At 69.6% G+C, this 12,316-nt stretch carries 11 protein-coding genes; 3 read left to right on the forward strand and 8 right to left on the reverse strand.

Annotated elements, in window-relative coordinates:
• Window positions 1–192, forward strand: a 192-nt coding sequence (locus tag STRIP9103_RS51055) for a hypothetical protein (protein ID WP_411572363.1), incomplete at its 5' end; no start/stop codon positions are given.
• Here the strand turns inward: STRIP9103_RS51055 and STRIP9103_RS00040 are convergent.
• From STRIP9103_RS00040 to STRIP9103_RS00065, 5 genes are all read right to left on the reverse strand, one after another.
• Window positions 161–727: a hypothetical protein gene (locus STRIP9103_RS00040; protein WP_048819426.1), complete on the reverse strand. Its 567-nt coding sequence runs from the start codon at window positions 725–727 to the stop codon at window positions 161–163. The genes STRIP9103_RS51055 and STRIP9103_RS00040 overlap by 32 nt on opposite strands.
• Before the next feature lie 1,116 nt (window positions 728–1,843).
• Entirely contained in the window at window positions 1,844–2,092 is a 249-nt protein-coding gene (locus STRIP9103_RS00050; protein WP_009292965.1) for a hypothetical protein, read from the reverse strand.
• A 175-nt stretch (window positions 2,093–2,267) separates the two neighbouring features.
• Window positions 2,268–2,525: a hypothetical protein gene (locus tag STRIP9103_RS00055; protein WP_009292979.1), complete on the reverse strand. Its 258-nt coding sequence runs from the start codon at window positions 2,523–2,525 to the stop codon at window positions 2,268–2,270.
• A gap of 250 nt (window positions 2,526–2,775) precedes the next feature.
• Window positions 2,776–3,033 carry a hypothetical protein gene (locus STRIP9103_RS00060; RefSeq protein ID WP_009292969.1) on the reverse strand — a complete coding sequence of 86 codons (258 nt, stop codon included), beginning with the start codon at window positions 3,031–3,033 and terminating at the stop codon, window positions 2,776–2,778.
• A 384-nt stretch (window positions 3,034–3,417) separates the two neighbouring features.
• Window positions 3,418–5,337 carry an AMP-dependent synthetase/ligase gene (locus tag STRIP9103_RS00065; protein ID WP_009292963.1) on the reverse strand — a complete coding sequence of 640 codons (1,920 nt, stop codon included), beginning with the start codon at window positions 5,335–5,337 and terminating at the stop codon, window positions 3,418–3,420.
• A 124-nt stretch (window positions 5,338–5,461) separates the two neighbouring features.
• On the opposite strand from STRIP9103_RS00065, the gene STRIP9103_RS00070 reads away from it, so the two are divergent.
• Entirely contained in the window at window positions 5,462–6,103 is a 642-nt protein-coding gene (locus tag STRIP9103_RS00070; protein ID WP_009292977.1) for a chorismate mutase, read from the forward strand.
• On the opposite strand, the gene STRIP9103_RS00075 is transcribed toward STRIP9103_RS00070, so the two are convergent.
• The 3 genes from STRIP9103_RS00075 to STRIP9103_RS00085 form a co-directional block, all read right to left on the reverse strand.
• Window positions 6,100–7,713 (reverse strand): vWA domain-containing protein, encoded by a 1,614-nt coding sequence (locus tag STRIP9103_RS00075; RefSeq protein WP_009292981.1) that lies wholly within the window; start codon window positions 7,711–7,713, stop codon window positions 6,100–6,102. The two genes, STRIP9103_RS00070 and STRIP9103_RS00075, sit on opposite strands and share 4 nt — an antisense overlap.
• Window positions 7,714–7,872: 159 nt before the next feature.
• Entirely contained in the window at window positions 7,873–8,811 is a 939-nt protein-coding gene (locus STRIP9103_RS00080) for an ABC transporter permease (protein ID WP_009292961.1), read from the reverse strand.
• Window positions 8,808–11,462, reverse strand: coding sequence for an alpha/beta fold hydrolase (locus tag STRIP9103_RS00085; protein ID WP_009292973.1), 2,655 nt, complete (start codon window positions 11,460–11,462; stop codon window positions 8,808–8,810). Before STRIP9103_RS00085 ends, STRIP9103_RS00080 begins: the two co-directional genes overlap by 4 nt.
• Window positions 11,463–11,818: 356 nt before the next feature.
• Between STRIP9103_RS00085 and STRIP9103_RS00090 the strand changes: the two genes are divergently transcribed.
• The gene (locus STRIP9103_RS00090; protein WP_009292967.1) at window positions 11,819–12,298 is read left to right on the forward strand and encodes a hypothetical protein; all 480 of its coding nucleotides are present in this window, start codon (window positions 11,819–11,821) and stop codon (window positions 12,296–12,298) included.
• Window positions 12,299–12,316 lie beyond the last annotated feature (18 nt).

Raw genomic sequence — 12,316 nt, forward strand, 5'->3', positions numbered from 1 at the left:
GCGATCGCCTCCTTGCCGACGCCCGTGTCAGCGAGGGAGGGCCGCGTCGATGGCGGCGAGGCGGGCGGCTTCACCGACGGCCGCTCGTGCGTGGGTGGCTTCGCTGACGGCCGCTCGTGCGTGGGTGGCTTCACCGGTGGCCGCTCGTGCGTCGGCGGCTTCACCGGTGGCGTGTCCGAGTCGTGGCCGTAGCCATCTCCGGGATCGTCACCGCCCTCATGGCCGTAGCCATCCCCAGGGCCGTCACCACCCTCATGGCCGTAGCCATCCCCAGGGCCGTCACCACCCTCATGGCCGTAGCCATCCCCGGGACCGTCACCACCCTCATGGCCGTGACCATCCCCAGGGCCGTCACCACCCTCATGGCCGTGACCATCCCCAGGGCCGTCACCACCCTCATGGCCGTAGCCATCCCCAGGGCCGTCACCACCCTCATGGCCGTAGCCATCCCCAGGGCCGTCACCACCCTCATGGCCGTGACCATCCCCAGGGCCGTCACCACCCTCATGGCCGTGACCATCCCCGGGACCGTCACCACCCTCCCCGTAACCGCTGTCCTCCTCGGCAGCGGCACCTTCCCCGTAACCGCCGCCCTCCTCAGCAGCGGCACCCTCGCCGTAACCGCTGTCCTCCTCGGCAGCGGCGTCGTCGCCGTAACCGCCGCCCTCCTCGGCAGCGGCACCTTCCCCATAACCGCCGCCCTCCTCAGCAGCGGCACCTTCCCCATAACCGCCGTACCCCTCGGCAGCGGGACCCTCCCCGTAACCGCCGTCCCCCTCGGCGCCGTCCCCCTCGCCATAACCGCCGTAACCGTCGCCAGTGCCGTAACCGCCGCCGTGGCCGCCGGCCTCCTCGTGGGCGTCGGGCTCGGAAACCTGGGGGGCGCCGGACGATCCGCCCACGTTCTGGCCGCTGACGCGGGCGCCGGCGGACACCTCGGCTTGCGGATCCGCGAATGCCGTGATGCCGTACAAGGGCAGGATAGTTGTCGCGGCTGCAGCCACGGCCATTCCCCTGCTCAGCTTCTTTCGCAATCTCGTCGTCTTCCTCTTCGAAGAAATGGGGAAAATCCGGTCCTGGACCCAAGGAAGCAGCCCTCAGGCCGACCCGTGCCACAGGCCGGAATCGAGTTGGGAGCGCGCGCGACAAGTCGCAACGCGGCATCGAAGCCAGTCAGTACGAGCCCTGCAGGATGTCTCCGTGTCCTGCGGGGTGGCGAGAGGGGTGGATCTCCCGCGTCAGCGCTTCCTCCTCTTCTTGCGGCTGTGCCCGGAGACGGCTTCCCGCCTCCCGTAATTCCGCCTCCGCTTGATCGTCTGGCTGGTCCAGTGATGGGACCCGGTGAAGTGCCAGTACCGACAGTCGGAGCATCGGTAGATACGGTCGGGGATTTTCTCCAGCAATGGCTGCTTGACCAGCCAGAGCCTCGCCTCGGATTCAGTGCGGAACGACGCTTTACCGCTCTCCGGGCAACGCGGCAAGATGATCGTATCACTCATATTCTCTCCGAAATCGGATCCGACTCGCGTTCGCATGCAGAGAATGATGGAATCGATACTGCATCGGAGGAAAACATCCGCCAAGCAGGTGACATCCTTTCGGACGAGCATTCATCGATTTTCATCCGAACGGCTCCGCGTGGCGACTGATATGAATTGCGTCGATCGGAAGATATTCGGGTCGAACGCATGATCCGCGCAGCCCGTCGGCCAGGTCGAACAGTGGCTCATCGAGCCACGGACCACAGAAAAGAGTCAGCGGCCATCTGGAGAGATGGCCGCTGACTCTATGGGGGTTGACCCGTGCACACACGGAAGGTGGACCCGGTACGGGATCGCCTCAATCAGCCGCGCTGGGCGGTCACCGTGCAGAAGTTGCCGATGTTCGTAATGCTGTCTCCGAAAAGACTGACCGACGGGGCGATCGTGATCAGGGAGGAGCTGAATTGCTGCTCACATTCCACAATTTGCGCATTCTGCACGGTGACGTCGGGCTGGCCGTCAGAATCGCCGGCCTGTGCGGTCCCGGCGCCCGTCACGCCGATGCCGCCGACGACGGCGGTGACCAGCATGGCCTTCTTGAACCTGCGCATAAACGTCTCCAGGTATGGAATCACGGCCACTACGAAGCGCCGTGGCCTCAAATACACAGAAAGGGGAGGCCGGGCTCTTCTGCCTCGACTTCCCCTCTCGCGCGAGCTATCGGACTGAGGAGCGGGTCTCACATATATGGAGGTGCGAGACCCGGCTCTTCACAGCGTCCTGCGATCAGTCCTTGACACGACCAATCACCGTGCAGATGTTGCCGTCGTTCGTCACAGCTTCACCGCTGTTGGTCTCAGCGTCGGGCGTGATGTCATCGCCGACCTCGACCGACTGCTCGCACTCCACGAGCTGCAGGTTCTCGATCTTCACGTGGTGCGGGTACGGGTCGTCGTAGCCGTCGGCGCCGGCGACTCCACCACCGGCCAGGCCGATGCCGCCGACCATGACCGCCACGGCCGCAGCCTTCTTCAGCTTGTGCATTGCATCTCCGTCTTTCCTCACGCACACGACCATCCTTACGGGCCGTGTCCGACTCATTACAGAAGATACACGCCCCTCCCTTATCCCTTCATTCCCGACACGACCGATCAGACGACATTGACCCATTTCCGCATCTTGTTGCGCCACAGACCGGAATGAACCCGGCACCGACGGAGGCATTTTCCGCGCACATAAAGAAGCGGGCCCCGCGCCAATGGCACGGGACCCAACTCTTCACAGCGTCCTGCGATCAGCCCTCGACACTGCCAATCACCGTGCAGATGTTGCCGTTGTTCGTCACAGCGTCACCGCTATTGGTCACAACGTCGGGCGTGACGTCATCGCCGACGTCGACCGACTGGTCGCAGTCCACGACCTGCAGGTTCTCGATCTTCACGTCGTACGGGTACGGGCCGTCATAACCATCGGCGCTGGCAACCCCACCGCCGGCAAGGCCGATGCCGCCGACCATGGCGACCACGGCCGCAGCCCTCTTCAGCTTGCGCATGCTGTCTCCGTTTTTCTCACGCACACGACCCTCCTTACGGATCGTGTCCAACTGATCACTGACGATAACATACACCTCACTTTCCACCTCATTCCGGACACGTCCGACTGGGTGATATTAGCTGGCTTCCGAGAGCTTTAAGGCTGTTATGGGCGACACGGGCGAGGTGTGCCGTCAGGGAGTGACGGCGGCTCTGCCGGTCACGGAGTCGCCGGACCCCTGGACGCCGCGGCGATGGCCCTCAAGTGCGACACCTGAAAATCCCTCAGCGCCTTTTGGGGGACATGCCCCGTGAGGTACTCGGCCCGCCACACGGTGCGTCCGAGAACCGCCCGGCGCCGGGAACCGCGGCCCGAGCACGGTGTAGCGCGGGATGAAAGGGCGTCAGCCCCGGTACAGCGCCTCGATGTCGTCCGCGTACGCCGCCATCACCGCGTGGCGCTTGATCTTCAGGGACGGGGTGAGCAGACCGTTGTCCTCGTTGAACTCGCCGTCCACCAGCCTGAACTCACGGATCGACTCGGCACGGGAGACCGCCTGGTTGGCGTAGTCGACGGCCTTCTGGACGTCGGCGCGCATCCGGGGGTCGGCGACGATCTCGGAGAGCGGGGTGTCCGGGGACATGCCGCGTACATGGAGCCAGTGGGTGACGTCCTCGGGGTCGAGGGTGATGAGGGCGGCGACATAGGGGCGGTTGTCGCCGACGACGATGCACTGGCCGACCGGGGGACGGCTGCGGAGCCGGTCCTCCAGGACGGCAGGGGAAACGTTCTTGCCGCCGGAGGTGACGAGGATGTCCTTCTTGCGGCCGGTGATGGTGAGGTAGCCGTCCTCGTCGAGGGCGCCCAGGTCGCCGGTGGCGAACCAGTCGTCGGTGAGGACGGCGTCGGTGGCGACCGGGTTGTTCCAGTAGGTACCGAAGACGATGGAGCCCTTGATGAGGACCTCGCCGTCGTCGGCGATACGGATCGCGGTGCCGGGGACGGGCTGACCGACCGTGCCGGGCCGGGGTTTGAGGGGCGGCATGATGGTGGCGGCGGCGGTCGTCTCGGTGAGGCCGTAGCCCTCGTAGACGATGATGCCGGCGGCGTAGAAGAAGAGGTTGAGGTCGCGGTCGAGGGGGGAGCCGCCGCTGATGGCGTAGCGCATCCGGCCGCCGAGTTCCCTGCGGATACGGCGGTAGACCAGCAGGTCGTACAGGGCCCAGGCGGCGTACAGGCCCGGGGTCGGGCCGGGGCCCCGGTCCAGGAACTTGTCCAGGTAGGCCTGGGCGAAGCGGACGCCGATGCGGTGGGCGCGGTCGAAGGAGGCGCCGCGGCCGATGCGTTCGGCGGTGGCGCGGCCGGTGGCGTGGATCCGCTCGAAGAAGTACGGGACGCCGATGAGGAACGTGGGCCGGAACGACTTGAGCGCGGGCCGCAGTTCGTCGGGCTTGACGCTCGGGCAGTGGCCCAGTTCGATGCGGGCCAGCAGACAGGCCACCTGGATCGTACGGCCGAGGACGTGGGCGAGCGGCAGGAACAGAAGGGTGGAGGCGATCTGGCCGGTGACCGCCTCGAAGACGGGGTGGAGCAGCGCGACCAGGTTGGCGGCCTCCGCGTGCAGGTTGGCGTGGGTGAGGACGCAGCCCTTGGGACGGCCGGTGGTGCCGGAGGTGTAGCAGATGGTCGCGGCCGTGTCGGGGGTGAGGGCGGCGCGGCGCTTGGTGACCTCCTCCTCGGGGATGCTCCGGCCCAGGTCGGCGAGTTGGGCCAGGGCCCCTTCGTCGAGCTGCCAGACGTGCGGGGGCTGGGAGTGGCGGGCGGTGGCGGCGGCCACGGCGGCGGCGTTCTCGGGGGTCTCCACGATCATGAAGCGGGAGCCGGAGTCGCGGACGATCCACTCGATCTGCTCCGGCGAGGAGGTGGCGTAGATGGGGACGGACTGGCCGCCGGCCGCCCAGACGGCGAAGTCGAGGACGGTCCACTCGTAGCGCGTGCGGGACATCACCGCGACCCGGCCGCCCGGTTCGAGACCGGCGGCGATCAGCCCCTTGGCGGTGGCGGTGACTTCGCGGGCGAAGGCGGTGGCGGTCACCGAACGCCAGGTGCCGTGGTCGTCGCGGCGCAGGACGGCGGCGTCGGGGGCCTCGGTGGCGTTGACGAAGGGGATGTCGGCGATGCTGCCGCTCGTCATACGCGGGGCGAGCGCGGGCGTGCGTGCCTCGCGGACGACACCGTGGGCGTCCCTGAGGACCTCGACCTTGACCCTGTCGGCCAGGTCGGTGCGCTGTTTGGCCTGGTTCAAGTCCTTGCGTACACCCATCGCGACTCCCCGGCCCGACGACTGCTGTTCATTACTGGTGAGTCAACTTACCGAGGCGTAAGGATTTTTCAATGGGTTCGGCCCATTCCGGATACGGGTGTGAGTCGTGTGATAGGGGTGGATCATGCGCCCCCACCGCTCGAAGTTCGCATCCGTCCTGATCTCCGTCTGTGTCTCGGTCGCCGTGGGTCTGTCCGGTGCCGTACCGGCCGTCGCCCAGTCGCCCGCCGTTGTCGCGGACGCTTCCCCTGGTACGGGCTCCGGTGCCCGCTCGCTCACCGTGCTGACCGATCTCTTCGCCGAGCGGCTGCTCGTCGCCGACAAGGTCGCGGCGGCCAAGTACGGGACGACCACGCCGATCGACGATCCCGTGCGGGAGAAGCAGATCCTGGACGACGTGGCCGCGCGGGCGGCCGGGCTCGGACTGGACCCGGAGGCCGTGACCGCCGTGTTCCGGGACCAGATCGAGGCCAACAAGCTCGTACAGCGCGGCCTTTACGCCCGCTGGGACGCGCACCCCGAGGAGCGGCCCACCGAGCGGCCCGACCTCGTGAAGGAGGTACGGCCCGTACTGGACCGGATCACCACCGAGTTGCTGACGGCGCTGCAACAGACGGAGCAGGTGCGGGCCGGCGTGTCCTGCGGGCCCCGGCTGCGGGTGGCGGCAGTGCGGTCGGCGTACGGTCACCGGCTGGACGGGCTGCACCGGGAGGGGTTGGCGCGGGCGTTGCCTTCGGTGTGTCTCGCCGGCGGCGGCAGGGGCTAGCCCAGTAGCTCGTCCGCCGTGTCGATGGCGTCGGCCAGGTCGTACAGGTCCTTGTCCTCGCGGTCCCTGGCCAACTCGTCGGCGCGGTAGGAGAGCCGACTCAGCGGCGGACGGCCCGGGAGGTCGGACCAGCGGGAGTCGCCCCGGCGGAGTGCGTCGGCGAAGTAGGCGGCGACGGCGGCCACCTGGAGGCCGCGCGGGGAGGTGGCCCAGAGGTCGTCGTGGAGGGCGGAGGCCTCCACGCCGGCGGACTCCTCGTGCGGGGTGCGGGTGTCGGGGTCGAGCCAGCGGACCGTGGCCGTGGCGAGGTGGCCGTCGGCGCCCTCCTTGGTGCGGACCACGTAGAGCGCGGTCACGGTGTGGCCGGGGCCGACCTCGCCGCCGTCGACGCGGTCGTCGCGGAAGTCCTCGTCGGCGACCTGCCGGTTGTCGTAGCCGATCAGCCGGAACTCCTCGACCGTCTCCGGGTCGAAGGCGACCTGGGCCTTGGCGTCGCGGGCGGTGAGGTCGATGTTGCGCGGGAGTTCCTCGCAGAAGACCTTCTCGGCCTCCTTCTCGGAGGAGACGTACGTGGTGTGGCCGTCGCCCTTGTCGGCGAGACGTTCCATGAGGGCGTCGCCGTAGTCGCTGCCGACGCCGACGCCGAAGAGGGTGATGCCGTGCTCGCGGCGCTCGGTGCCGATGCGTTCGAGGATGGAGTCGGCGTCGGTGTCGCCGGTGTTGGCGAGGGCGTCGGAGAGGAGGACGACGCGGTTGGTCGCGCCCTTGCGCAGTCCCTCGACGGCGGTCTCGTAGCCGGTCTCGACGCCCGCGCCGAGGTTGGTGGAGTCGGTGGGTTCCAGACTGTCGATGGCGTCGTGGATCTCGCCCCGGTCGCCGTCGAGACGGGTCATCGGCAGGACGGTCTCGGCCTCGTCGCTGAAGGTGACGATCGCGACCGAGTCGTCGTCGCTGAGCCGGTCCGTCATCGTGCCGAGGGCGTCCTGGGCGAGGTCGAGCCGGCCGGGCTCGGACATGGAGCCGCTGACGTCGATGACGAAGGTGAGGGCGGCGGGCGGGCGTTCACTGTCGTCGCCGGCGATGGGGGTCCCCCCGCTCGAGCGAAGCCGAGAGTGGGGGCGGGTGGCGAGGCCGACGCGGACCAGGGACCAGTTCTCGTCGCTGGTGCGGGCGCCGTCGACGGTGACCGAGAAGCCGTCGCCGTCGGGGCGCTCGTAGTCCTGGCGGAAGCTGTTGACGAACTCCTCCGGGCGGACCGTCGCCGGGTCGGGCAGGTAGCCGTCCTGAAGGGTGCGGCGGGCGTAGCCGTAGGAGGCGGTGTCGACGTCGAGGGCGAAGGTGGAGAGGTGGTCGGGGGACGGGGCGATGTCCCGGGACTCGTCGTCCGGTTGCTCGCCGCTCCGCTCGTCGGGGGCGAAGCTGCCCTCGGGGGCCGGGAAGCCTCCTGTGGTGCCGCCGCCCTGTTCCCGGTCGTACGCCTTCGAGTCGCCGCGATCGCCGTCGGCGCTCTGGCCGCAGCCGGTGAGGAGCAGGGCGCCGGCCGTGCCCAGGGCGAGGAGCGCGGTGATCGGCCGCCGTCGTGTCGGTCCTGTCCTGAGATACGTACGCATCCGGGCCCCCTCGACAAGTCAGCTGTCGCCTTTCTGTGGGCGACTGTTGTGACTGTGACGGCGGAGGGGGCCCGGATGTGCGCTACGGGGAGTTGCGGATGCGTCTCGAAGCGGCCACGGCGGGGGTCCGTCGAGACCGGTGGGTGATCCTCCGTTGACCTACGAGACCACGTCCTTGCGGCCGAAACCGCGGAAGGCCAGGGCGAACAGGACGAGTGCGTACGTTATGGAGAGGGACGTGCCCTGGATCATGTCGGTGTACTCGGGCTGGGGGCGGACGACGTCGAGCCAGGCGTACTGCCAGTGCGCGGGAAGGAAGTCGCGCCAGTCGCCGAGAGCGGTCACCTCGTCGAGGACGCTGCCGATGATGGTGATGAACACGGCGCCGCCGACCGCGCCGAGCGGGGCGTCGGTGCGGGTGGAGAGCCAGAACGCCATGGCGGCCGTGACCAGTTGGGACACGAAGATGTACGCCACGGTGATCAGCAGCGCCCGGGCGGCGGTGCCGGGCGCCAGTTCGCCGCCGGTGGGCAGCTCCAACGGGCCCCAGCCGTAGGCGACCGTGCCGATGGCGAGCGCGATCACCGGGAGCATCACGATCGCCGCGAGGCTGAGGGTGAGGCCGACGACGAGCTTGGACCACAGCAGCCGGGCGCGGGGCACGGGAGCGGCGAGGAGGTAGCGCAGGGAGGACCAGCTGGCCTCCGAGGCCACCGTGTCGCCGCAGAACAGGGCGACGGGGATGACCAGCAGGAAGCCCGCGGCGGCGAAGAGGTTCACCGCGGCGAAGTTCGTGCCGGACGCCGTCGCCGTGTCCATCAGGTTGACCCGGTCGTTGCCCTCGCCCGGGGTGCCGCCGATCTGGAAGGCGATCAGCAGGATGATCGGCAGGGCGAACAGCACGCCGCCCATGACCATCGTGCGCCGGCGCTTCAGCTGCCGGACCAGCTCGACCCTCAGCGGCAGGGTGCGGCCCGCGCGGTAGCCGTCGGCGACCTCGACGGGCGGCTCCTGGGGGCCGCCGGGTGCGCCCTTCCCGCCGTGCCGGCCGTCTTCGGTGCTGTCGCCGCGTTCGGCGCGCTCGGTCAGCGTGCTCATGCGGACTCTCCGATCAGGGTGAGGAAGGCGTCTTCGAGGCGGCGGTGGGGGCCCACCGACTCCACGGGGACCTCCAGCCGTACCAGTTCGGCGACCAGACGGCGGGCGCTGCCGGTGACGTCGAGACGGACGACCAGACCGTCGTCGGTGCGTACGGCCGACTCGACGCCCGGCAGGGCGGCGACCTTCTCGACGACGGGGTCCTCCACGGGTGCGGAGGTGCCGACCAGCAGGGTGTCGCCGGAGCCGATGATCTCGCCGGCCGGGCCCGCCTGGACGAGCTGCCCGTGGTCCATGACGACGAGGTGGGTGCAGGTCTGCTCGACCTCCGCCAGCATGTGGCTGGAGACGATGACCGTGCGGCCGGCCGCCGCGTACCGGATCATGACCTCGCGCATCTCGCGGATCTGTGGCGGGTCGAGTCCGTTCGTCGGCTCGTCGAGGATGAGCAGATCGGGCAGGCCGAGCATGGCCTGGGCGATGGCGAGGCGCTGGCGCATGCCCTGGGAGTAGGTGCGGACCGCGCGGGCCAGGGCGTCGCCGAGGCCGGCGATCTCCAGGGCCTCGTCCAGGTGCGCGTCCTCCGGCGGGCGGCCGGTGGCCCGCCAGTACAGCTCCAGGTTCTCGCGGCCGGACAGATGCGGGAGGAAGCCCGCGCCCTCGACGAAGGAGCCGACCCGGGACAGCACGGGCGCGCCCGGCACGATCGCGTGCCCGAAGACACGGATCTCGCCGCCGTCCGGCTGGATCAGGCCCATCAGCATGCGCAGGGTGGTCGTCTTGCCCGCGCCGTTCGGCCCGAGGAGGCCCAGGACCTGGCCCTTCTCGACACGGAAGGAGAGGTCGCGGACGCTGTAGCGGTCGCCGTTCTTGTACTTCTTGCTCAGGTCCGTGATCTGCAGCGGTACGTCGGCCAGCGCGGGGTCGGGGGCGGGGGTCGCGATACGGCGCCGTCCCGTCACCAGCAGCGCCGCGGCGATCACCGCGCCGCCGATCGGCAGGTACCAGACCCAGGCGGGCAGCACGCTCGTCCGGTCGGCCGCGGCGAGCGGCGTGGGCACCTCCAGGTCGCCCTTCAGGGAGACGGTGTACGTCGCCGGGGCGGCCGGGGAGGCGTAGCCGAGGTCGGTGGAGGCGAGGACCAGGCGGAGGCTGTGGCCGTCGTCCAGCTCGTGGTCGATGGCCGGGAGGGTGAGCCGCACGTCCTTGCCGGACCTGGCGCCCTCCACCCGGACGGGTTCGACGAGCTGCGAGGGCAGCACCTGGGAGCGGCCGTCCGGGCCGACGTCGTACACCTTGGCGAAGAGGACGGCGTCCTCGCTGGTCGACTTGACGTGGACGGTCGCCGTGGGGGAGCCGGTGATCTGGAGGTCGTCCGTGACGGGCTTCGACTGGAACGCGGCGAACTGGCCGGGGAAGTCGAGGGAGATGCTGACGCCGAGCGAGGACAGCTGGGCGAGACCGCCGGCCGCGGCGCCGAGGCCGGGCAGGGCCGACACGGCGGGCGGGCTGGCGCCGGCCGGGTTGGTGAAGCTCTGCTCGCGCCCGGCGAGGGCGATCGACCGCCGGTCGCTCTCCAGGCCCGGGTACTCGTCGTCGGTCGTGCCGCTCAAACGGGTCTCGCCGTCGCCGGAGCCGGTGCCGAGGGTGCGGGTGACGCGGAACGCCGAGCCGGTGTCCGTGCCCTTGTCGTCCTTCAGATAGCGGTCGAACCAGGCGGTGACACGGGACTGGACGCGGTCCGTCTCCATGTCGCCGCCGTCGTGGCCGCCGGAGATCCAGTCGACATCCACCGGTGCGCCGTTGGCCTTGATCGCCTTGGCTGCCGCGTCGGCCTGGGCGAGCGGGAAGAGGGAGTCGGTCTGGCCCTGGAGCAGCAGGGTGGGCACCTTGATGCGGTCGCCGACGGCTTCGGGGCTGCGCTCCTCAAGGAGCTTCACCGCCTCCGCGTCGGGCGTCCCGGACTCGGCGACCCGCTCGTACATCTCGCAGAGCGCGGGCTCGAACTTCTCGCAGCCGCCGCCCGTGTTGAAGAAGATGCCGGCCCACAGCTTCTTGTACACGCCGTTGGGGAACAGGGCGTCCGCCAGGTTCCAGTACGTGATCGCGGGCGCGATGGCGTCGACGCGGTCGTCGTAGCCGGCGGCCAGCAGCGAGATCGCTCCGCCGTACGAGGCGCCGGCGGCGCCCACGCGCGGGTCGCCGGTCTTGTCGAGCTCGACCTCGGGGCGCTTCGCGAGCCAGTCGATCAGCCGGGAGACGTCGGCGAGCTCGGCCTTCGGGTCGTTCAGCCCGATCCTGCCGGTCGACTCGCCGAAGCCGCGGGCCGACCAGGTCAGCACCGCGTAGCCGTCGCGGGCCAGGTCCTCGGCCTGGTTCCGTACGTCGTCCTTGCTGCCGCCGAAGCCGTGGCCCAGCAGGACGGCCGGGTGGCGGCCGTCCTCGTCCGGCGTGAAGTACGAGGTGTCTATGCGGACGCCCTCGCCCATGTCCATGACCTGGTCCGTGCGCTTGACCGGCACGGCCTCGTCGGAGGCGGTGGCCGTCCACGCGCCGGCCCCCGCGAGCAGCGCGACGGTGGCCGCGGCGGCGATGGTCCGTCGCGGGCTCCGTGCCAGGGTCCGCCGGAGGCCGGACAGTCGAAGATCCATGCGTCAACGGTACGGGGAACCGCTGAGGCCCAGCGGCCATCTTCGGGGGGAGGTGTGTGCCATCCCACGGTCGTACGGGGGGATTTCTGCATACAGCGGTCGCGGTATGCGGGGGTGGGGGGATGGACTGACAGCAACCTGATAAGTGGGGCTCGCCGAGGGGGTTTTCGCCCCCGCCGCCCCTACCCGTCCCTCCCCCGTCGCGGCGGAGCCGCACATCGATGCGGCCCCGCGCCCCAAAGGCCGGGGCGGTGCCACCGGAGGTCGGTTTGCTTGAGTTCACATTGCAGCGGAACCAGGGATTCCGGCATGATCATGGTCAACTCTTTGGAAACACAAAGGAGTTCGACCTCATCATGCAACGCCCCATCAGCAAGATCACGACCACCGCGTTAGCGACCGCGGCCCTGTTGGTGACCGCCACCGGCACCGCTTCCGCCGACGGGGGCCAGCACTTCCTCGCTCTGCGGGCCCCGGCGGCCTCGGATATCCAGTCGGTCTACGTCAGCGGCCGTGGCTGGACGAACTGGACCGACGGCGGGGCCTCGGGCAAGCTCGGCGAGCCTCATGCCCCCGTCAATCTGGACGTCTGTTATTCCTACACCGCCACCAACGACGGCGGCTGGAAGCAGGTGGGCAGCGGCCTCCGAGCCCACACCAACCAGGCCCCGGGACGACAGGGTGTACAGCGGTCGAACCCCCGGTGGGCGGACGGCACGCAGTTGCGGGTGCTGCCCCTGAGGAGCTGGGACTGCACGGCCGCCGCCGTCGGCGGCACCCGGACGGTCACGGTGCCGAACGACGGCCTCAGCTCCTTCTGGCTCTCACTGAGCTGACGCGACGGGTGGGGGCGG

Origin of the sequence: Streptomyces ipomoeae 91-03, assembly GCF_000317595.1 — a bacterium.
Classification (GTDB): Bacteria; Actinomycetota; Actinomycetes; order Streptomycetales; family Streptomycetaceae; genus Streptomyces; species Streptomyces ipomoeae.

Bases quoted from the DNA above. Each gene is read 5' to 3' on its own strand.
- STRIP9103_RS00040 (WP_048819426.1), bottom strand. From the start codon at position 727: ATGGGGAAGGTGCCGCTGCTGAGGAGGGCGGCGGTTATGGGGAAGGTG.
- STRIP9103_RS00075 (WP_009292981.1), bottom strand. From the start codon at position 7,713: ATGCGTACGTATCTCAGGACAGGACCGACACGACGGCGGCCGATCACC.
- STRIP9103_RS00050 (WP_009292965.1), bottom strand. From the start codon at position 2,092: ATGCGCAGGTTCAAGAAGGCCATGCTGGTCACCGCCGTCGTCGGCGGC.
- STRIP9103_RS00070 (WP_009292977.1), top strand. From the start codon at position 5,462: ATGCGCCCCCACCGCTCGAAGTTCGCATCCGTCCTGATCTCCGTCTGT.
- STRIP9103_RS00080 (WP_009292961.1), bottom strand. From the start codon at position 8,811: ATGAGCACGCTGACCGAGCGCGCCGAACGCGGCGACAGCACCGAAGAC.
- STRIP9103_RS00055 (WP_009292979.1), bottom strand. From the start codon at position 2,525: ATGCACAAGCTGAAGAAGGCTGCGGCCGTGGCGGTCATGGTCGGCGGC.
- STRIP9103_RS00060 (WP_009292969.1), bottom strand. From the start codon at position 3,033: ATGCGCAAGCTGAAGAGGGCTGCGGCCGTGGTCGCCATGGTCGGCGGC.
- STRIP9103_RS00090 (WP_009292967.1), top strand. From the start codon at position 11,819: ATGCAACGCCCCATCAGCAAGATCACGACCACCGCGTTAGCGACCGCG.
- STRIP9103_RS00085 (WP_009292973.1), bottom strand. From the start codon at position 11,462: ATGGATCTTCGACTGTCCGGCCTCCGGCGGACCCTGGCACGGAGCCCG.
- STRIP9103_RS00065 (WP_009292963.1), bottom strand. From the start codon at position 5,337: ATGGGTGTACGCAAGGACTTGAACCAGGCCAAACAGCGCACCGACCTG.